The organism is Paracandidimonas lactea, from assembly GCF_021653995.1.
In the GTDB taxonomy this organism is placed as follows: domain Bacteria; phylum Pseudomonadota; class Gammaproteobacteria; order Burkholderiales; family Burkholderiaceae_B; genus Allopusillimonas; species Allopusillimonas lactea.
On sequence record NZ_JAJJOZ010000001.1, the window covers coordinates 100,737 to 119,030 of the forward strand.

The following is an 18,294-nucleotide window of genomic DNA, read 5'->3' on the forward strand; positions in this document are numbered from 1 at the left end:
CAGAAAAACAGAGTGAAGACCATGACATACCGCGCACCTTTGCAAGACATCCGTTTCGTAATGAAAGAGCTGGCCGGGCTCGATGAGTTGCTGGCCATGCCCGGTTTCGAAGACGTATCCGACGACCTTATCGATGCGGTGCTGGATGAAAACGCGCGTTTTGTTGAAGAGGTCATCGCGCCGTTGAACCGGCAGGGCGATACCAAACCGGCAGCGTGGAACGACGGCCGGGTGCGAACGTCGCCAGGCTTCAAAGAGGCGTTTGAGCAATTTGCGCAAGGCGGTTGGCAGGGGCTGTTGCACGAGAAAGAGCTCGGTGGCCAGGGGCTGCCCAAGCTGCTGGGGGCTGTGTGCGGCGAAAACCTCAACGCCGCCAATCTTGCATTCGCCCTGTGTCCGCTTCTTACCGATGGCGTGATCGAGGCGCTGACCGCTGTGGGTTCGCCGGCCCAGCAGCAGCGCTACATTCCCCCCATGCTTGATGGGCGCTGGACGGGCACCATGAACCTCACCGAGCCCCAGGCCGGCTCGGATCTGGCACAGGTCGCCACCAAGGCAGTCAGGCAGGATGACGGCAGCTACCGGCTGTCAGGCCAGAAGATTTTCATTACCTATGGTGAGCACGACATGGCCGAAAATATCGTCCATCTGGTGCTGGCCCGCACGCCTGATGCCCCCAAGGGGGTCAAGGGCATTTCCTTGTTCATCGTGCCTAAATTCCTGGTCAACGATGACGGCTCGACGGGGGCGCGCAACGACGTCTGGTGCGGCTCCATCGAGCACAAGCTGGGCATACATGGCAGCCCTACGGCAGTGCTGCTGTACGGTTCGGGCAAGGGCGAGGTGGGCGAGGGCGCCGTCGGCTATCTGGTCGGCGAAGAGAACCGCGGCCTCGAGTACATGTTCATCATGATGAATGCCGCGCGCTATGCGGTGGGTATTCAAGGCATCGCAGTGTCCGAGCGGGCGCTGCAGCATGCCATGGCCTATGCCCGAGAACGTGTGCAGGGCCAGGCCCTCGAGGGTTCGACCGGCCCGGTGGCGATCGTGGATCACCCCGATGTGCAGCGCATGCTGCTGACAATGAAGGCGCTGACCGAAGGTGCGCGGGCGCTTGCGTATGTGGCTGCCGCCGCCAACGACAGCGCCCGTCATCATCCCGACACGGGGCGGTGCGCCCGCGACAAAGCGCTCTACGAATACCTGGTGCCGGTCGTCAAGGGCTTCTCCACCGAAATTTCTGTCGAAGTCGCCTCCTTGGGCATACAGGTGCATGGCGGCATGGGCTTTATCGAAGAAACCGGTGCGGCCCAGTACTACCGCGATGCACGGATCCTGCCGATTTACGAAGGCACGACAGCCATCCAGGCCAATGACTTTGTAGGGCGCAAGGTGTTACGTGACGGCGGCGCTGTGGCGACGGCGCTGGCCGAACGCATGGCGGCCACAGTGGCGCAGGTGCGCGAGGCGGCGGGGCAGGGCGGCGCCAATGCCGAAGGCCTTGCCTTGATCGCCACTCAATTGGAACAGGCGGTGCAGGCCTATCGCACGGCCAACCGCTACGTACTTGAAAACGCCAAAGAGAATTTGCGCGGTGTTTTCATGGGCAGCGTGCCCTTGTTGATGCTTGCAGGCATCGCCTTGGCCGGCTGGCAGATGGCGCGCGCGGCACTGGCCTGCGAGCGTGCCCTGGCCAAGGGTGATTCACCTTTTCATCGCCAGAAACTGGCCACCTGCGTGTTCTATGCCGCCAACCTGTTGCCGCGCGCCGGCGCACTGGCGGCGGCTATCACCACGGGCGGCACGGCGGCGCAATTTGCCGCCGCTGCCCTGGCAGAAGCTTAGAAGCCCATCGGGTAGCCATCTTTGCGGTGGTCCGAGGCGGCCATATAACCACCTTGCGCCAGCCGCATGGCCATTTGCGCGCAGCCAAACTCCAGGTCAAACCGCGGCGCCACATCGATGGCGTGCCCGCGTTCGTGCAGGCCTGCTACGGTTTCAGGCGGCATATTCCATTCAACCCGTACGGCCCGGTTGTCGTCGGCCACCCGCCAACGTGGCGCGTCGATGGCTGCCTGCGGGTTCTGATCGAAGTCGGCCACACGGCAGGCCATCTGCACGTGGCCCTGCGCCTGAATAGACCCGCCCATCAGGCCGAAACTGGCCAGCGGAGCACCGCCACGCATCAGAAAACCGGGGATGATCGTGTGGAAAGGCCGCTTGCCCGGGCCGACTTGGTTGGGGTGGCCTGCACGCGTGGAAAAGCCGCAGCCTCGGTTATGCAGCGCAATGCCGGTACCTGGCACCACCACACCAGAGCCAAAACCCTTGAAGTTTGACTGAATCAGCGACACCATCATGCCGCTGGCGTCGGCGGCTGTCATGTAGACCGTGCCGCCCTGGTGCGGGTTGCCGGGGCCCGGGTAGGCGGCGCGACGCGGGTCGATTTGTTTGGCACGCTCGCGCAGATAGGCCGGATCCAGCAGTTTTTCGGTCATGCCCGGCGCCATGGCTGCCGGGTCGCCCACGTAGGCGTGCAGATCGGCAAAGGCCAGTTTCATGGCCTCCAACTGCAAGTGGATGTAGTCGGCCGAATCGTGCTTCAGCTCGGCCATGTCCAGCGCGTCGAGCATGCCCAACGCCATCAATGCGCCGATACCCTGGCCGTTGGGGCCGATTTCCACCAATTCCAGGTCGCGGTAGCCGATGCGGATAGGGGCTACCCAGTCGGGCCGGTTGGCGGCCAAGTCCGCTTCGGTGATCAGCCCGCCCGTATTACGCGCATGGGCTGCGATGGCAGCCGCCAGTTCGCCGTGATAAAAAGCATCCCCGCCGCTGCGGGCAATTTTTTCCAGTGTGTCGGCCTGCCCGGGGCACACGAAGCGTTCGCCCGGAAGCGGTGCTCGCCCCTGGGGCGCGAAGGCATCCGCGTAGCCAGGTTGGCTGCTCAGCTTGCCTACCTGCTCCTGCCATTGGCGATGAACAGTGGGCGACACCAGGAAGCCGTCGCGCGCCAGCTTTACGGCTGGTTCGAATAAGTCTTCGAAGGGCAGGGTGCCGAAGCGATCGCACAACGCCCGCCAGCCGGCAACCCCGCCCGGTGTTGTTACGCTGCCCCATCCGATGCCCGGCATAGAGGGTTGGTCAGCGAATCGGTCTGGTGTCCAGGCTGCCGGCGCGCGCCCGCTGGCATTCAGGCCATGCATTTGCTTGCCGTCCCAGATCAGGGCGAACAGGTCGCCGCCGATACCGTTCATGCAAGGCTCGACCACTGTCAAGGCAATGGCCGTGGCCAGGGCGGCATCGACTGCGTTGCCGCCGCGCATCAGCATTTTCAGCCCCGCAGCAGCCGCCAGGGGCTGCGAAGTGCTGACAACGTTGTCGGCCAGCACCGGCACGCGTTGCGAGGTATAGGGAAATTGCCAATAGGTGGATTGGTCTAAAGCCATGGTGTCTCTACTCAAAAAACAATAAAACAGGGGGTCAGTTGCTGCGGATGTTTGCTTCCTTGACTACATTGCCCCAGAAAGCGTGCTCATTGTTTACCACCTTTGCCAGCGCATCGGGCGGGCCGTAGCGCAGTTCCGCACCCTGTGCTGCCATGGCAGTGATGAGCTTCGGGTTCTTCAATGATTGTTCCAGCGCCGCTGAAAGCGTTGCAATGATGTCCGGCGGCGTGCCTTTCGGCGCGAATAGGCCAAACTGATTATCCGCCACTACGTTCGCAATGCCGGATTCCTTCAGGGTGGGAACGTCGGGCAACAGGGAAACGCGCTGCCCCGAGGCCACCGCCAGATACTTGAGCTTGCCACCCTTCACCAACGGCATTGAGCCCGTGACGCTGTCAAACATCATGCTTGAAACGCCGCTGACAACGTCCGGCAGTGCCTGGCTGCTGCCTTTGTAGGGCACGTGGGTGATGTCCAGGGCGTTCTGGCGAGAGAACAGCGTGCCTTCGAGGTGAGACAGCGTACCCACACCTTGGGAGGCGTAGTTGTACTGGCCAGGCTTGGCCTTGATATAGGCGATTAGCTCAGCGACATTGCTGACCGGCAGGGAGGCCGGCACAACCAGCGCATGCGGCACAAAGCCGATCAAGCCGATTGGCACGAAGTCTTTGGCCAGATGCACGGGCTGGTCTTTATAGATCGCAGCGGCAATCGCTTGGTTGGTGGTGGCAGCCAGATAAAGCCCATATCCATTCGGCGCTTGCCGCGCGCCTGCCGCAAGCCCGATCGCTCCGCCGGCGCCCGTGCGGTTTTCTACAACGACCGATTGACCAAGCACTGCCCCCATCTGCTGGCCCAAAGCCCTTGCCAGCACATCGGTTGCACCCCCTGGGGGAAATGAAATGGTGACCTGTATCGGCTTGTCCGGAAAGGCGGCGAAGGCTGGCGCTGGCGCGACAGTGGCGGCGCCGATGGCCCCGGCCAGTGCCAGCATCTGTAAAAACGGCACCGTGCTGGGCCGGTTGTGCACTGCACCTGCAGTGCTGCGTACTGCTTTACACCATGAAGCGATTGATTTCATATGAATTTCCGAGGAGAGGTCAGAAACAGCTTCTTGAAAAAAGGGGGGTGAAAGCGAAGATCCCAGTTACGCCCCGCGCCCTGCGGAATGGGGCGGCGCTTGTATTGCATTCATATTACCGATATGGTTTGATCCAAACAATTTGATTTATTCATCATAATTAATCAAATATATCGATGGATACCATACGTTTTCTCCGTACCTTTCTCGCCGTTGCCCGCAGCAACACTTTTGCCGAGGCCGCGGACGTGGTCGCGCTTACCCAGAGTGCGGTGAGTTTTCAGATGCGGGCACTGGAGCAGCAATTGAACCGGCGGCTGTTCGAGCGCCAGGGCAGGTTGTCGGTGCTGACCGCGGAAGGGCGGGCCATGCTGCCCGAGGCGCAGGCGCTGCTGGATCAGTTCGAACGCTTGCGCGGCCCACAGCCCGGCCAGGAAGACGACATGGCCGGCGCTGTCACTTTCGGCGCCATTGTGTCGTGCATGGGACCGCTCTCCAAAGGTGTGTCTCGGCTCAAGGCACGCTATCCCAATCTCGAGGTGCGGCTAACGACAGGACGCTCCGGCGCATTGGCGGCGCAGGTCGAAAGCGATATGCTGGATGCGGCCATCATCGTGGCGCCGCCCCGCAAGCGATCCACCCTGAACTGGCTGCCTTTGCGGGAAGAGCCATTGGTTGTGGTTGCGCCGGCGCATGCAGCGGTCAAGAGTGCGCGCGACGCAGTCGAGCGCTACCCCTTCTTGCGTTTCGACCGGCGTGAGTTCACCGGGCGGCTGGTTGACCGCGCGCTCAAAAGGATGCATTGTCGCGTTAACGAGTTTCTGGAACTGAACTCGATGGATACGCTGGTTGCCCTGGTGCGCCAGGACGTCGGCGTTACCGTGCTGCCCATGCCCGTGGCGGTCGACTGGGCAAGCGATGCCAGCTTGCAGGTGCTGCCGTTGGGCGGCAAGGCGGGCGAGGCGGTGCGCCACATCGGCGCGCTTTCCAAGGCCGGCCATCCGCATCCGCGTCTCATTGATGCCTTCTGCGCAGTGTGCAAAGAGATGTTCTAGCGGTATTGCGCAGCTGCGCAGCGTGTTCGGCACCGCGCGGTGGTTGCCCGGCCACCATAAGTTTATGCATAAAGCTTATTTCCCTGGCCTGGTTTATGCTGACACAATATTTAGGTCTTTGTTCAACCCGTTACAAGTGAGCTGCCATGACTACATTGCGTCTGGGCGATACCGCCCCTGATTTCGAGCAGGATTCCTCGGTCGGCAAGATCCGTTTTTATGACTACCTCGGCGATAGCTGGGGGGTGCTGTTTTCGCATCCGGCCGATTTCACGCCCGTTTGCACGACAGAGCTGGGCTACACGGCACTGGTGTCGGGCGAGTTTGCCAAGCGCAACGCCAAGGTGATCGCCGTGTCTGTGGACGACGCCGAATCGCACCGTAAATGGATCGGGGACATTAATGACACGCAGAAATGCGAGGTCAATTATCCGATCCTGGCGGATGCGGATCACAAGGTCGCCAAGCTGTACGACATGATCCACCCCAATGCCAGTACCACCGTGACGGTGCGCTCGGTGTTTATCATCGACCCAAAGAAGAAAGTCCGTCTGATCATCACCTATCCGGCCAGCACCGGCCGCAATTTCGATGAAATCCTGCGAGTGCTCGACTCGCTGCAACTGACCGATAACTATAGTGTTGCGACGCCGGTTAACTGGAAGCAGGGCGATGATGTCATCATTGTTCCGTCGCTGCAGGACGAAGCCGTGCTGAAGCAAAAATTCCCCAAAGGCTACACGGTAGTGCGCCCTTACCTGCGCATCACGCCGCAGCCCGATAAATAATAGGGGGCGCCGGCAGGTTACCGCCGGTGCACGTGCTTGCGAAATAAGCAAAAGGGCCGGCCTTGTTCTGGTCCTTTTTTGTTGGCTGCCGACCCGGCGGCGCCTGAAGTAGGGCTCCCACAGCATCACCCGCGAGCGGCCACGTAAGAGGTAGGCTGTCTAGTCCCCCATCAGCACCCCTCGTAAGCGGTCACGTAACAAATAGGCTGTCCGGCCCCCCAGCAGCATTCCACGCGCGGTGGCCGATGCTCCGTTGAGTCCCTCCACCCCAGCGCCTCCAGTGTTGCATCACTGACGGCGCGAGCCAACTATACAAGTTCCGTTGGCCCGCAGGGGCAAAAGGGCGAGTTCGCACACGCCGCTGAAAGCGCGTGAATTTGACGGGAACCCCGAAGGGGAGAGCGATCGAAGCGACCAGCCTGCCCCGCCACGACGCGCCCCGGCCAAAGAGCCCAGATCTTCCGCCAGCAAAACAACCCCCGCCTAAAAACCCCCAGATCGCCGCACGTACAACCCCCCGGTGAGCAGCCCAATACCCCCAGGCACAACTCCACCCCCAAACAACACACAAAAAAAGCTTGCAAATAAAACTGATGTTTTATACAGTACTGTATATAGAGTCAGTATCCATATAACCAGCAAACGAGGCAAGCCATGCAAAACTCCACCTTTCCCCGTCGTCCCGCAGCAAAATGGCCATTTCCCGCCCGCCGCGCGCCAGCCCGGCAAAGCAAATTGTCGCGGGGCGCCATGCTGGTCGACGTTTGCCTGGTGCTTGCCTGGGGCGCTACCATCCCAGGCATGATGTGGCTGGGCGTCGCCGGCGGGTTCTGAATTGCTCGCTCCGCTGTCTCGGCCAGCCCTTCGGAGCGTCATCGGCATAAGCGCCGCTGCAAAAAAGCGCCGCTGCTATGACTGCCACGCCAAAAACACGCCCTAACAACGTGTGGGGCAAGCGGCTTTTCTAGATGCCCAATTGCTTGTACAATAGCAGGCTTTGCTAACTCATCCTCTGACGGCTTGCGTTGCGCGTTTGGCGCTCCTTCAATAAAAAAGCCTGCTCAAGATGAACTCTGGAGTCACTACCGTGAATCTGCTCGAAACCCTCGAACAAGAGGAAATCGCCCGTCTGACCGAAGGCAAAACCATGCCCGAATTCGCGCCCGGCGATACCGTCATCGTCAATGTGAACGTGGTCGAAGGCACCCGCAAGCGCGTGCAGGCCTACGAAGGCGTCGTCATTGCCAAGCGCAACCGTGGCCTGAACTCTGCCTTCATCGTGCGCAAAATCTCGTCCGGCGAAGCCGTCGAGCGTACGTTCCAGCTTTACTCACCGCAAATCGCCAGCGTCGAAGTCAAGCGTCGTGGTGACGTTCGCCGTGCTAAACTGTATTATCTGCGTAGCCGCTCGGGTAAAGCCGCACGCATCAAGGAAAAGCTCGTCCGCAAGGCGGACAAGGCTGCATAACACACAGCATCCTTGCGCAAACGGCAAAGGCACCCCGGCGGGTGCCTTTGTTGTTTTACGGACCACATGTCGGAAAGCTTACTTACATTTCGGTCTCCCCTACCAGTGGCGCCAAGCTTCGACCCCCGGCGTCAGCCTGTCGTTCCGGCGGCCAATCTGCCGCCCTTGCTGCAGGGCAGCATAGAGCTCGATTTCATTCGCTCCGCCTTTGGGGCCGCCATCGACTGGCAGGTCGAGCCCATCTTCACTCGCTCATTCAATATCGATCGCCTCAAGCTCGATGGGGTGCGCCAGGCCGCTGTGTTTTTTCCACTGGTGCAACGCCCGTCAGGGCTGCATGTTTTGTTTACACGCCGCGCATCGCATCTACACGATCACGCGGGCCAGATCAGTTTTCCAGGCGGGCGCATCGACCCTGCGGACCGCGACGAGATCGCTGCCGCGCTACGTGAAACCCAGGAAGAGATCGGCATCGGGCAAGAATTCATACAATTGATCGGTACACAGCCTGGGTTTCTGACATCTACCCGTTTCACCATGAAGCCAGTGATCGGCCTCGTGTTACCCGGCTTCACGCTCACCCCGAATGCAGCCGAGGTGGCCGAAGTCTTCGAGGTGCCGCTGGCGGTGCTTATGGATACCCGCTTGCACCGCCTGCACCGGGCCAACCTGCCTGATGGCGGCCATCGCCTGTATTTTTCCATCACCTGGCAGTCGTATTTCATCTGGGGGGCAACAGCCGCCCTGATCCGAAATTTTTATCACTACCTGGCGGCCGCGCAACTTGCCATGCCAGCCGGTACGCGGCAGGCCAGATAGCCGCAACAGCCTCAATAGCGCTGCTGGGTTTCGTTTTCTTCCAGAATCCGCTGGTACAGCGCATGCCGTTCGGGCTTGATGCGGCCGCTGGCAAGCGCTGCCAGCACGCCGCAGCCCGGCTCATGGCGGTGCGTGCAGTTGTAAAAACGGCAATGCTCGGCGGGTTCCGTAAACTCGGGAAACCCATGTTCGATCTCGGCGGGCGTCAGGTGATTCAGGCCAAAAGCCTGAAAACCGGGTGAGTCGATAATATCGCCTACGCCGTCTGGCAGGTGATATAACCGTGTGCTGGTGGTGGTGTGGCGGCCGGCGCCTAGCGCTTGGGAGTGTGCTTGCGTGCGCGCTTGCGCCTCGGGCACCAAGGCATTGAGCAGGGTAGACTTGCCCATCGCGCTCTGGCCTAGCAGCAGACTGCACCGCCCCTGCAGCCGAGGCAGCAACTGTGTAGCGACGTCGTCGGGAGACAGTGCGCTCAGGGCAATGACAGGAACGCCGCCGTCGGCCAGATGCGTAAGCCTCCGCTGCGCATCCGGCAGGCTGGCAGCGAGATCCGCCTTGTTCAGGACGATGAGCGCATCCAGATCAATTGCCCGCGCCGCGACCAGAGCCCGCCCCAGCAAGTCGTCGGAAAATGCCGGCTCGGGAGCCACAACAATCAGCAATTGATCAACATTGGCGGCAAACTGCTTGGTACGCATTTCATCTGAGCGGTACAGCAGGTTGCGGCGCTCGTGCACGCGCTGGATCACACCTTCATCCAGACCTTGCGGCAGGATCTCAACGCGATCGCCTACCGCCGCATCTGACTTTTTACCGCGTGGATAGCACATGCGCAGCGAACCATCAGGCAGTTCAACGGTAAAGTGCCGGCCATGCGCCGCAATAACCAGACCGTGCGCGGCTTCAGCGGTGTGCGCGCCGCCACGCTTGTTGAGCGTGCTGGACGCCTTAGCCATGTTTCAGGCGCCGTATGCGCAGCACCGCGGGGGGGTGGCTGTCGTAGAACGCCGAATGCATGGGGTCGGGCGTCAGGGTGGCCGCGTTGTCGTCATACAGTTTGACCAGCGCCGATATCAACCTTTCGGGTGGGCACCGTGCGGCGGCGTAGCGGTCGGCCTGGAATTCGTCACGCCGCGATAGCCAACTGGCCAGGGGCGTAACCCAGAACGTGAATACAGGTGTGGCGAGGAACATCAGGATTAACGCCAGCGCGTCGTTGGAACGGCCAAGTTGGGGCACTACGCCCAGCCCGGTATAAAACCAGGTCTGTTGCGATACCCAGCCCAACACCAGAAAAAACATAAGGGCGGCTCCAAAACTGATCAACATGCGCTTAATGATATGGTGGTGGCTGAAGTGCCCCAGCTCATGCGCCAGGACAGCTTCGATTTCATCGACATCCAGGCGCGACAGCAGCGTGTCGAAGAAGACGATGCGGCGTGAACGGCCGAAGCCGGTGAAATACGCATTGCCATGCGCCGAGCGTCGGGAGCCGTCCATGACGAACAGGCCGGTGAGGGCGAATCCGCACCGCTGCGCCAGCGCCTGGATGCGTGCCGAGATTTCGGCGTCTTTGAGCGGTGTGAAGGTATTGAACAGCGGGGCGATAAAGGTAGGAAACAGCCAGATCAGCAGGATATTGAACACCACCCACAGGCCCCAGGCCCACCATATCCAGCCCTGGCCCGTGTTGGCCATGACCCACAGCACGCCGGCCGCGAGGGGCGCGCCCAGCAGCAGGCTGAGCATCAGCGCCTTGGCGGTATCCACCATGAATAGGCGTGGCGTGACGCGGTTGAAACCATAGCGGGCCTCGATGCGAAACTTGCGCCACACCGCGAACGGCAGCCCCACTGTGCCGAGTATGGCAAGCACGCTGCCCAGCAGCGCGAGCTGACGCAGCAACTCGTGGTCAATCAGGCGAGCGAGCTGGACATCCAGGAATTGCAGGCCGCCCAGCAGCGTAAGACCAACCAGCACAGCAGCCTCGATCACCCGTTCGAACATGTTGAAGCGGGTCTTGTCCACCGTGTAGTCTGCCGCACGCTGATGGCTGTACAGGCGGATGCGGTCGGCGAACTCTTGTGGCACCTGGTCGCGATGGTGCAACACGTGCCGGATCTGGCGCGTGCCCAGCCAAAGCCGAAGCAAAACATCGGCCAACAGGAAGGTGGAAAACATCAAGGCGAACATAGGTAGTGGCAGTATGCGAAAATCACTCTTTTAAGGAAGGATTATATGGCGGCGAATGACCAGCGTCTGGTGTGGCTCGATATGGAAATGACCGGGTTGGATCCCGAGAAAGAACGCATTATCGAAGTGGCGGTGGTCGTTACCGAGGCGGATCTTTCTTTTGTCGCCGAAGGGCCGGTGCTGGTGGTTCACCAAAACGATGAATTGCTCAATGCCATGGATAAATGGAATCAGTCCACACATGGCAAGAGCGGGCTGATTGATAAGGTGCGCGCGTCTACGCTCACCGAAGCACAGGTTGAAGACCAACTGCTGGATTTCCTCTCGGCGCACGTGCCGGCCGGCAAGTCGCCGCTGTGTGGCAATACGGTGGGACAGGATCGCCGCTTCATGGTCAAGTATATGCCTCGGCTAGAGGCTTTCTTTCATTATCGCAATCTCGACGTCAGCACACTCAAAGAGCTGTCGCTGCGCTGGAAGCCCGAGGTCTACCGCAGTTTCGTCAAGCAGAGCCGCCACGAGGCCTTGTCGGACATCTATGAGTCTATCGACGAACTCAAGCACTATCGCGAGCACTTCATCAAGCTATAGCAAGCTTTTCGACGGGCTGCGGGCTTCAACAACCCGATCTGACTACAGCATCGCAATAGGGGCCCGGCCAATAGGAGCAGGGCGGCTCAATCCGCTGGCGCATCGGGCCGAGGCTGGCCGCCGGTAGACGCGATGCCGTCCAGCCGCCCGCCGAATCGCATACGTGCATGGGCCTGCAGCGGCCCGAAATGTTGCGCATCCTTGCCCAGCACCTGGGCCAGATGCACCTCGGCCTGATCGAATACCGCCCAGTAAAGCCGCCCACACAGTGCGCGTGCGGGCAGGCCGGGCCAATCGGCCGGCAGCATCTGCACGGGCAGTTGCGGGTCGTGCAGCACAATGCGGCGCCATTCATGCAGCGCCAGCGCGCGCACCGCAAAGGCATCCACAGGCTGCAAGCCGGGCGTTGCGGCGACCGCCATGGGGCCGAAGCGATCGATGAATGCCTGATATTGGCCGGATACCCGATCGAGATCCCAGCATTGTGAAACCAGCTCACCCAGGCGCAGCCCTGTGACGCCACCGGGCCCGGGGGAGGTGGCCTGGGTGATGTGGCCGTCGCCTCGCGTTGTCGGGTTCGTGTCGGTGCCCGGGAGGTCGGTTTGGTTAGAGCCAGCGTCCGTGACGCCAAACGCGTTCAGATCGCGCGTGTCCAGGATTAGTGCATGATTCTCCAGCTTGAGCTGCCGAAGCACCTGTCGTGCGCGTCCCGCGTGACAGCGGGGTAGCGCGAATACCCCCGGCGCGATGGCGCCGAAGCCTGCCCAGATCAGTTGACGACGAAGTTCGCCGCGCCGGTCGAGGCTGCTATTGCCGAAACGGGGCAGCACGACCAGCGTCCATTGGCCATCCCAGCGTGCCTGCGTGCCGTCGTAAATACGTGCTGAGGCATCGCGAGTGAGTCCTTGTCCGCGCTCGCTCAAGCGATACAAGCTGCGCCGGCCATGGCGCTCGGAGGTCAACAAACCTTGCGCAACCAGCCTGAAGACGCTGGTGCGCAGCAGCCTTTCATTGATGCCCAGCGGGGTGACAAGCTCGATCAGGTCGCTCAGCCACACTGCGCCGCCATGCGGTTCGATGGCGTCGCCGAGCAAGGTCATGCAGAGCGATTTGGCTCGCGGCGGATCGCGCTCGAGCGCCGCCTGGAGTAGCGCGTTGAGGGTGGGGCAGGCCTGCGTCATGGGTTCGGCACCAACAGAAGGGGAAGCCTAATTTGATACTAAAACTTCGTTGACAGCAATATTTTTGTATTAAATAATGAGGCATAAAGAGAACGGAGACAAGCATGTATGCCCAACTTGTAGAGACTGGCGCCAAGCAGGTGCGCGGGCTCGAGCAAATGAGCGGGGCCGAGCGCGCGTTTCAGCAGCGCATCGACGACGGCGTGCGCATCGAACCCAAAGACTGGATGCCCGAGGCTTATCGCAAGACGCTCGTGCGTCAGATATCCCAGCATGCACACTCCGAGATCGTCGGCATGCTGCCCGAAGGCAATTGGATCACTCGCGCGCCCACCCTCAAGCGCAAGGCCATCCTGATGGCCAAGGTGCAGGACGAGGCTGGGCATGGCCTGTATTTGTACAGTGCGGCTGAAACCCTGGGTGTATCGCGCGACGAACTCATCGCCGAGCTGCATGCCGGCAAGGCCAAGTATTCCAGCATCTTCAACTATCCGACACTCAGCTGGGCCGATATAGGCATGATCGGCTGGCTGGTGGACGGCTCGGCCATCATCAACCAGATACCGTTGTGCCGATGTTCTTTTGGCCCGTATGCGCGGGCCATGGTGCGGGTTTGCAAAGAAGAATCCTTCCATCAGCGCCAGGGTTATGACTTGCTCCTGCAGATGTGTCTGCATGGCACGCCCGAGCAGAAGGCAATGTGCCAGGATGCGCTCAACCGGTGGTGGTGGCCGGCCTTGATGATGTTCGGCCCCCCCGATGCGGATTCGGTCAATAGCGCCCAATCCATGCAATGGCGCATCAAATTGTTTTCCAATGATGAGCTGCGTCAGAAAATGGTGGACCAGACCGTCCCGCAGGCTGAGTACCTGGGGCTGACGCTGCCCGATCCGGACTTGCGCTGGAACGAGGCGCGCGGGCATTACGATTTTGGCGCCATCGATTGGGACGAGTTTCACGCGGTGCTCAAGGGCAATGGCCCTTGCAACCGCGAACGCCTGCAGGCACGGGTGGATGCCCACGAAGCGGGCGCCTGGGTGCGCGAAGCCTTCAACGCCCACGCCGAGAAACGGCAGGCGCGCCAGGTGGCATAGCCAGTTACACCGCACAGCAATCGGGGAGCAGCAATGAACAGCAAAGAATGGCCTCTGTGGGAGGTCTTTATCCGCAGTCAGCACGGCCTGGCGCATAAACATGTGGGCAGCTTGCACGCCAGCGACGCCGAGATGGCCATCAACAACGCACGCGATGTCTACACCCGGCGCAACGAGGGTGTCAGTATCTGGGTGGTGAAATCGGCCGATATCGCCGCCAGCAGCCCAGGTGACCGTGAAGCATTGTTCGATGCGGCGCGCAGCAAGGTGTACCGGCATCCCACGTTTTATCCCATGCCGGAAGAAGTCAAGCACATATAAGGAGGCGTCCGTGGATCAAGCCCTGTTCCATTATCTGCTGCGCCTGGGTGACACCACCCTTGTACTGTCGCAGCGCCTGTCTGAATGGACGGGCCACGGGCCAGTGCTGGAAGAAGACCTGGCGCTGACCAACACTGCGCTTGACCTGCTGGGCCATGCCCGCATGTGGCTGACCTTGGCGGGAGAGGTGGAAGGCGCCGGCCGCGATGAGGATAAACTGGCCTATCTGCGCGATGCGCACGAATACCGCAATTACCTGCTGGCCGAACGCGTCAACGGGGACTATGGCATGACGATGATGCGCCAGTTCCTGTTCGACGCCTGGCATTATTTTCTGCTTGAGCGGCTTGCGCAATCCTCGGACGAGCGCGTAGCCGCTGTGGCGGGCAAGGCGATAAAAGAAGTCGCCTACCATGCCCGGCGATCGGCCGATGTCGTGGTGCGGCTGGGTGATGGCACAGATGAAAGCCACCGGCGCATGCAGGCTGCGCTGGATGATGCCTGGCGTTTTACCGGTGAACTTTTCATTGACGACGACGTAACGGCGGCGCTGCATGCGCGCGGGGCTGCGCCGCTGCACGCAGAACTGCGGGACACATGGCTGCAACATGTGGGACAGGTGCTTGAAGAGGCCACCCTGGCCATGCCCACACCCGAGTCGGCGATGCATCCGGCCTATCGGGGCGGCGCTTCGGGGCGCCACACCGAAGCGCTGGGTTATTTGCTCGCTGAAATGCAGTATCTGCAGCGCGCCTATCCGGGGGCGACATGGTGAACAGCGTTCAGGGTTCTCGCCGCGTGGATACGCGGGCACCGTCCAGCGGCGGCGCCACGCCGCATGCCGGGCATGACCAGGGCACGACACATCCCAGTCGCGATCAGGTTCTGGGGTGGTTGGAGGCGGTGCCTGATCCCGAGATTCCTGTGATTTCCATCGTCGATCTTGGCATTGTGCGCGATGTGCACTGGGATGCCGAGGGGGCGTGCGTGGTGACCATTACCCCCACATATTCGGGCTGCCCCGCCATGCAGGCGATTGCCGAGGACATCGCCGGTGTGCTGCGCGGCCATGGCATTACCGGCGCGCGCATCGAGACCAGGCTTGCGCCGGCCTGGACCACAGACTGGATGAGCGGGCGTGGCCGCGAAGCCTTGCGGGGCTATGGTATTGCGCCGCCGCAGCAAAAGGCGGTGGATGTGTCCGGTATTGCGCGCCGGCCCGCCGCAATTGTGCCTTGCCCCCATTGTGGCGCCGCCCGTACACGGCTGATCAGCGATTTTGGCGCCACCTCGTGCAAGGCCTTATATCGCTGCAACGCCTGCGGCGAACCCTTCGACTATTTCAAGACGCATTGAGCGGCAATGATGAGCGCCTTCCATTCCCTGAAAGTAGCATCCGTGGCGCGCAATACGCGCGATGCAATTGTGGTGACCTTCGAGGTGCCGGATGCCCTGCGCGACACCTTTGCGTTCCGGCCCGGTCAATACCTGACGCTGCGCACAAATGTGGACGGGCAAGAGTTGCGCCGTTCGTACTCCATTTGCGCCGTGCCGTCCGATATGCAATTGCGCGTTGCCATCAAACGCCAGGATGATGGCGTGTTCTCGTCCTGGGCCAATGCCAGCCTGGCCAGCGGCCAGGCATTGGACGTAATGCCCCCGGATGGCAACTTCACCTATCCATTCGAAGCGGGCCAGGCGCGCAGCTATGTGGCATTTGCGGTGGGCAGCGGCATCACGCCTATCATCTCGCTGATCAAAGCCGCACTGTCCACCGAGGAGCACAGCCGTTTCACGCTGTTCTTCGGCAACCGGGCCTCTTCGGCCGTGCTGTTTCGCGACGAGATCGAAGACCTGAAGAATCTATACATGGAGCGCTTCTCGGTTGTGTATGTCATGAGCCGGGAGCATCAGGATATCGCGCTGTTCAACGGCCGCCTGGACGGCGCCAAGGCCGCGCAATTGATGGCAATGTGGATGCGCGGTGAGCAGATCGACGCCGCTTTTGTCTGCGGGCCGCACGACATGATTGAATCTGTGACGCAAGCGCTCAAGGAGCATGGCCTGGATAAAAGCCGCATCAAGTTTGAACTGTTTGGCTCGCCGCCAGGGCCTCGCGCGCTGCGCACTGGCCACGACGCCCGCAAGGCGCCGGGCAGCCAGCAATGCGAGCTGACGGTTATCCAGGACGGCCTGACGCGTACGCTGACGATCGCCAAGAATCGCGAGAGCGTGCTGGATGAGGCGCTGGCGCAGGGCGTTGAGCTGCCTTACTCATGCAAAGGGGGCGTCTGTTCCACTTGCCGCTGCAAAGTCGTGGAGGGCGAAGTGGATATGGACGCCAACTTCGCACTCGAAGACTACGAAGTGGCACGCGGCTTCGTCCTCGCCTGCCAAAGTTTTCCGGTCAGCGACCGGCTGGTAATCGATTACGACCAGGAAACCTAGCGCTACGCAGGGCATCATGCACCAGCCCGCCAACCGGGCATTTGCGTATGCCTCGCATCGACAACGCATAACCAGGGAGCAGAGACACGTGCCTACCGATTTTTTTGCCGCAAATCAGCAGATGCTCGACCGGGCCGTCCAGGCGATCGGCGAGCGGACCTATTGGAGCCCGTTTTCTGAATCGCCCAGCCCGCGCGCCTATGGCGAGACGGCCGGCGATGAGGGCAAGGCCGCCTTCGAGGCTCGCAAGGGGCGAGCCTTTGAGCTTGACGTGGAAGAGGGGGGTGAAGCGGGCAGAATGGTGGGTGATGAGGTTTCGCCCTTCGGCTTTCCGCTAGAGATCCGATATTCGCACCGCGATGCAGCCACCCTGGTGCGGCGCGCGCAGGATGCACTTGCGAGCTGGCGCGAGCGCGGGCCGCGCGTGTGGGTGGGCGTTGCCCTGGAAACCTTGCGCCGGCTGAATTTGCGCAGTTTTGAAATGGCATATGCGGTGCAGCATACGACAGGCCAGGGCTTCATGATGGCATTCCAGGCTGGCGGCCCGCATGCACAGGATCGCGGGCTGGAGGCCGTTGCCTACGCCTGGCAGGAAATGCGCCGCATACCGGATGAGGTAATCTGGGAAAAACCGCAAGGCAAGCAGGAGCCCATACGCATGGCCAAGCGCTACGCCATCGTCCCGCGCGGGGTTGCGCTAGTGATTGGCTGTTCCACTTTTCCCACCTGGAACAGTTACCCAGGGCTGTTTGCCAGCCTGGCCACAGGCAATAGCGTCATCGTCAAGCCGCACCCCAATGCCATTCTGCCGCTGGCCATTACCGTGGAAATCGCGCGCCAGGTGTTGGAAGAGGCCGGCTGCAACCCCGATGTAGTGCAACTCGCACCGCACGACGCGGCGGATCACCTTCCGCAGTCGCTGGCACTGGATGCGGCGGTGCGGTTGATTGATTTCACGGGCAGCACCGAGCACGGCAATTGGCTGGAGCGCAATGCGCGGCAGGCGCAGGTGTATACCGAAAAGGCGGGCGTCAATCAAGTCATTATCGATTCGGCCGACGACGTCAAGGCGGTGGCGCGCAATCTCGCCTTCTCGTTTGCGCTGTATTCCGGGCAAATGTGTACTGCCCCGCAGAATATCTACGTACCGCGAGCCGGTATCGAAACCGCCAGTGGCCACTTGTCCTTCGATGAGGTCGCGCAGGCGCTTGCGCAAGCACTGGACAAGCTCATGTCGGATCCAGCGCGTGCAGTCGAGATTACCGGCGCTATACACGACCCGGCGGTGCTGGGGCGTATTGACAAAGCCCGTGCTACAGGCCTGCCTGTTCTGAGCGACAGCCGGGCCCTAGAGCATCCGGCCTTTGAACGCGCCTGCGTACGCACGCCACTGATGCTCCGAGCCGATGCCGATACCGACCGCAAGCTCATTGCACACGAATGGTTCGGGCCCATCGTCTTTGTGGTTGCAACCGACTCCACAGATGCCAGCCTGGCCTTGGCGCGCGAAATCGTGAATGAGCACGGCGCGCTTACGCTGGCCTGCTACAGCACTCGCGATGCGGTGTTGGATCAGGTGCGCCATGTCGCCGAGGAGACCGGCGTCTCGCTCTCGCTCAACTTGTGCGGGGCAGTGTTCGTGAATCAGACTGCCGCCTATAGCGATTTTCATGGCACGGGCGCCAATCCTGCCGCCAATGCAGCGTTGTCCGACACGGCCTATGTCGCCAACCGGTTCCGTGTCGTACAGACGCGCTGGCATGTGTGAAGCACGCGTAGAGGCGCCACCGAGACTATGAGGCATAC

At 61.2% G+C, this 18,294-nt stretch carries 18 protein-coding genes; 13 read left to right on the forward strand and 5 right to left on the reverse strand.

The window, feature by feature from the left end:
- Positions 1–21 precede the first annotated feature (21 nt).
- On the forward strand, positions 22–1,845 hold the full coding sequence (locus LOL23_RS00455) for an acyl-CoA dehydrogenase (RefSeq protein WP_160976037.1): 1,824 nt from the start codon (positions 22–24) through the stop codon (positions 1,843–1,845).
- Here the strand turns inward: LOL23_RS00455 and ggt are convergent.
- Together ggt and LOL23_RS00465 are read right to left on the reverse strand one after the other, a co-directional pair.
- Positions 1,842–3,449 (reverse strand): gamma-glutamyltransferase, encoded by a 1,608-nt coding sequence (ggt, locus tag LOL23_RS00460; RefSeq protein WP_160976039.1) that lies wholly within the window; start codon positions 3,447–3,449, stop codon positions 1,842–1,844. The two genes, LOL23_RS00455 and ggt, sit on opposite strands and share 4 nt — an antisense overlap.
- 34 nt (positions 3,450–3,483) lie before the next feature.
- Positions 3,484–4,530 carry a Bug family tripartite tricarboxylate transporter substrate binding protein gene (locus LOL23_RS00465; RefSeq protein WP_237172972.1) on the reverse strand — a complete coding sequence of 349 codons (1,047 nt, stop codon included), beginning with the start codon at positions 4,528–4,530 and terminating at the stop codon, positions 3,484–3,486.
- Positions 4,531–4,706: 176 nt separating this feature from the next.
- Between LOL23_RS00465 and LOL23_RS00470 the strand changes: the two genes are divergently transcribed.
- The 5 genes from LOL23_RS00470 to LOL23_RS00490 all read left to right on the forward strand — a co-directional run bounded on the left by LOL23_RS00470 (position 4,707) and on the right by LOL23_RS00490 (position 8,660).
- Positions 4,707–5,585, forward strand: coding sequence for a LysR substrate-binding domain-containing protein (locus LOL23_RS00470; protein WP_160976041.1), 879 nt, complete (start codon positions 4,707–4,709; stop codon positions 5,583–5,585).
- A gap of 146 nt (positions 5,586–5,731) precedes the next feature.
- Positions 5,732–6,373, forward strand: a complete 642-nt coding sequence (locus tag LOL23_RS00475; protein ID WP_160976043.1) for a peroxiredoxin — start codon at positions 5,732–5,734, stop codon at positions 6,371–6,373.
- A 654-nt stretch (positions 6,374–7,027) separates the two neighbouring features.
- Positions 7,028–7,207, forward strand: a complete 180-nt coding sequence (locus tag LOL23_RS00480) for a hypothetical protein (RefSeq protein ID WP_202411610.1) — start codon at positions 7,028–7,030, stop codon at positions 7,205–7,207.
- A 253-nt stretch (positions 7,208–7,460) separates the two neighbouring features.
- Positions 7,461–7,841 (forward strand): 50S ribosomal protein L19, encoded by a 381-nt coding sequence (gene rplS / locus LOL23_RS00485; RefSeq protein ID WP_160976892.1) that lies wholly within the window; start codon positions 7,461–7,463, stop codon positions 7,839–7,841.
- A gap of 66 nt (positions 7,842–7,907) precedes the next feature.
- Positions 7,908–8,660, forward strand: coding sequence for a CoA pyrophosphatase (locus LOL23_RS00490; protein ID WP_160976045.1), 753 nt, complete (start codon positions 7,908–7,910; stop codon positions 8,658–8,660).
- 11 nt (positions 8,661–8,671) lie between these two features.
- Here the strand turns inward: LOL23_RS00490 and rsgA are convergent, their stop codons facing one another.
- Complete coding sequence (gene rsgA / locus LOL23_RS00495; protein WP_237172973.1) at positions 8,672–9,616, reverse strand: ribosome small subunit-dependent GTPase A; 945 nt, start codon at positions 9,614–9,616, stop codon at positions 8,672–8,674.
- Positions 9,609–10,853, reverse strand: a complete 1,245-nt coding sequence (locus LOL23_RS00500) for a M48 family metallopeptidase (RefSeq protein WP_160976049.1) — start codon at positions 10,851–10,853, stop codon at positions 9,609–9,611. The genes rsgA and LOL23_RS00500 overlap by 8 nt, the downstream gene beginning before the upstream one ends.
- 45 nt (positions 10,854–10,898) lie before the next feature.
- Between LOL23_RS00500 and orn the strand changes: the two genes are divergently transcribed.
- Positions 10,899–11,444 carry an oligoribonuclease gene (gene orn / locus LOL23_RS00505; protein WP_160976051.1) on the forward strand — a complete coding sequence of 182 codons (546 nt, stop codon included), beginning with the start codon at positions 10,899–10,901 and terminating at the stop codon, positions 11,442–11,444.
- Between the two features lie 86 nt (positions 11,445–11,530).
- On the opposite strand, the gene LOL23_RS00510 is transcribed toward orn, so the two are convergent.
- Positions 11,531–12,625, reverse strand: a complete 1,095-nt coding sequence (locus LOL23_RS00510) for a PaaX family transcriptional regulator (RefSeq protein ID WP_237172974.1) — start codon at positions 12,623–12,625, stop codon at positions 11,531–11,533.
- 104 nt (positions 12,626–12,729) lie between these two features.
- On the opposite strand from LOL23_RS00510, the gene paaA reads away from it, so the two are divergent.
- The 6 genes from paaA (at position 12,730) to paaN (ending at position 18,256) form a co-directional block, all read left to right on the forward strand.
- Entirely contained in the window at positions 12,730–13,719 is a 990-nt protein-coding gene (paaA, locus tag LOL23_RS00515; RefSeq protein ID WP_160976055.1) for a 1,2-phenylacetyl-CoA epoxidase subunit PaaA, read from the forward strand.
- Between the two features lie 33 nt (positions 13,720–13,752).
- Entirely contained in the window at positions 13,753–14,040 is a 288-nt protein-coding gene (paaB, locus tag LOL23_RS00520; RefSeq protein WP_160976057.1) for a 1,2-phenylacetyl-CoA epoxidase subunit PaaB, read from the forward strand.
- Between the two features lie 10 nt (positions 14,041–14,050).
- Positions 14,051–14,815, forward strand: coding sequence for a 1,2-phenylacetyl-CoA epoxidase subunit PaaC (paaC, locus tag LOL23_RS00525; RefSeq protein ID WP_237172975.1), 765 nt, complete (start codon positions 14,051–14,053; stop codon positions 14,813–14,815).
- Positions 14,809–15,396: a 1,2-phenylacetyl-CoA epoxidase subunit PaaD gene (gene paaD / locus LOL23_RS00530; RefSeq protein WP_160976061.1), complete on the forward strand. Its 588-nt coding sequence runs from the start codon at positions 14,809–14,811 to the stop codon at positions 15,394–15,396. The genes paaC and paaD overlap by 7 nt, the downstream gene beginning before the upstream one ends.
- Before the next feature lie 9 nt (positions 15,397–15,405).
- The gene (paaE, locus tag LOL23_RS00535; RefSeq protein WP_160976894.1) at positions 15,406–16,488 is read left to right on the forward strand and encodes a 1,2-phenylacetyl-CoA epoxidase subunit PaaE; all 1,083 of its coding nucleotides are present in this window, start codon (positions 15,406–15,408) and stop codon (positions 16,486–16,488) included.
- Positions 16,489–16,576: 88 nt separating this feature from the next.
- On the forward strand, positions 16,577–18,256 hold the full coding sequence (gene paaN, locus LOL23_RS00540) for a phenylacetic acid degradation protein PaaN (RefSeq protein ID WP_160976063.1): 1,680 nt from the start codon (positions 16,577–16,579) through the stop codon (positions 18,254–18,256).
- The last annotated feature ends 38 nt before the right edge of the window (positions 18,257–18,294 follow it).

Bases quoted from the DNA above. Each gene is read 5' to 3' on its own strand.
- LOL23_RS00455 (WP_160976037.1), top strand. From the start codon at position 22: ATGACATACCGCGCACCTTTGCAAGACATCCGTTTCGTAATGAAAGAG.
- ggt (WP_160976039.1), bottom strand. From the start codon at position 3,449: ATGGCTTTAGACCAATCCACCTATTGGCAATTTCCCTATACCTCGCAA.
- LOL23_RS00465 (WP_237172972.1), bottom strand. From the start codon at position 4,530: ATGAAATCAATCGCTTCATGGTGTAAAGCAGTACGCAGCACTGCAGGT.
- LOL23_RS00470 (WP_160976041.1), top strand. From the start codon at position 4,707: ATGGATACCATACGTTTTCTCCGTACCTTTCTCGCCGTTGCCCGCAGC.
- LOL23_RS00475 (WP_160976043.1), top strand. From the start codon at position 5,732: ATGACTACATTGCGTCTGGGCGATACCGCCCCTGATTTCGAGCAGGAT.
- LOL23_RS00480 (WP_202411610.1), top strand. From the start codon at position 7,028: ATGCAAAACTCCACCTTTCCCCGTCGTCCCGCAGCAAAATGGCCATTT.
- LOL23_RS00490 (WP_160976045.1), top strand. From the start codon at position 7,908: ATGTCGGAAAGCTTACTTACATTTCGGTCTCCCCTACCAGTGGCGCCA.
- rsgA (WP_237172973.1), bottom strand. From the start codon at position 9,616: ATGGCTAAGGCGTCCAGCACGCTCAACAAGCGTGGCGGCGCGCACACC.
- LOL23_RS00500 (WP_160976049.1), bottom strand. From the start codon at position 10,853: ATGTTCGCCTTGATGTTTTCCACCTTCCTGTTGGCCGATGTTTTGCTT.
- orn (WP_160976051.1), top strand. From the start codon at position 10,899: ATGGCGGCGAATGACCAGCGTCTGGTGTGGCTCGATATGGAAATGACC.
- LOL23_RS00510 (WP_237172974.1), bottom strand. From the start codon at position 12,625: ATGACGCAGGCCTGCCCCACCCTCAACGCGCTACTCCAGGCGGCGCTC.
- paaA (WP_160976055.1), top strand. From the start codon at position 12,730: ATGTATGCCCAACTTGTAGAGACTGGCGCCAAGCAGGTGCGCGGGCTC.
- paaB (WP_160976057.1), top strand. From the start codon at position 13,753: ATGAACAGCAAAGAATGGCCTCTGTGGGAGGTCTTTATCCGCAGTCAG.
- paaD (WP_160976061.1), top strand. From the start codon at position 14,809: ATGGTGAACAGCGTTCAGGGTTCTCGCCGCGTGGATACGCGGGCACCG.
- paaE (WP_160976894.1), top strand. From the start codon at position 15,406: ATGAGCGCCTTCCATTCCCTGAAAGTAGCATCCGTGGCGCGCAATACG.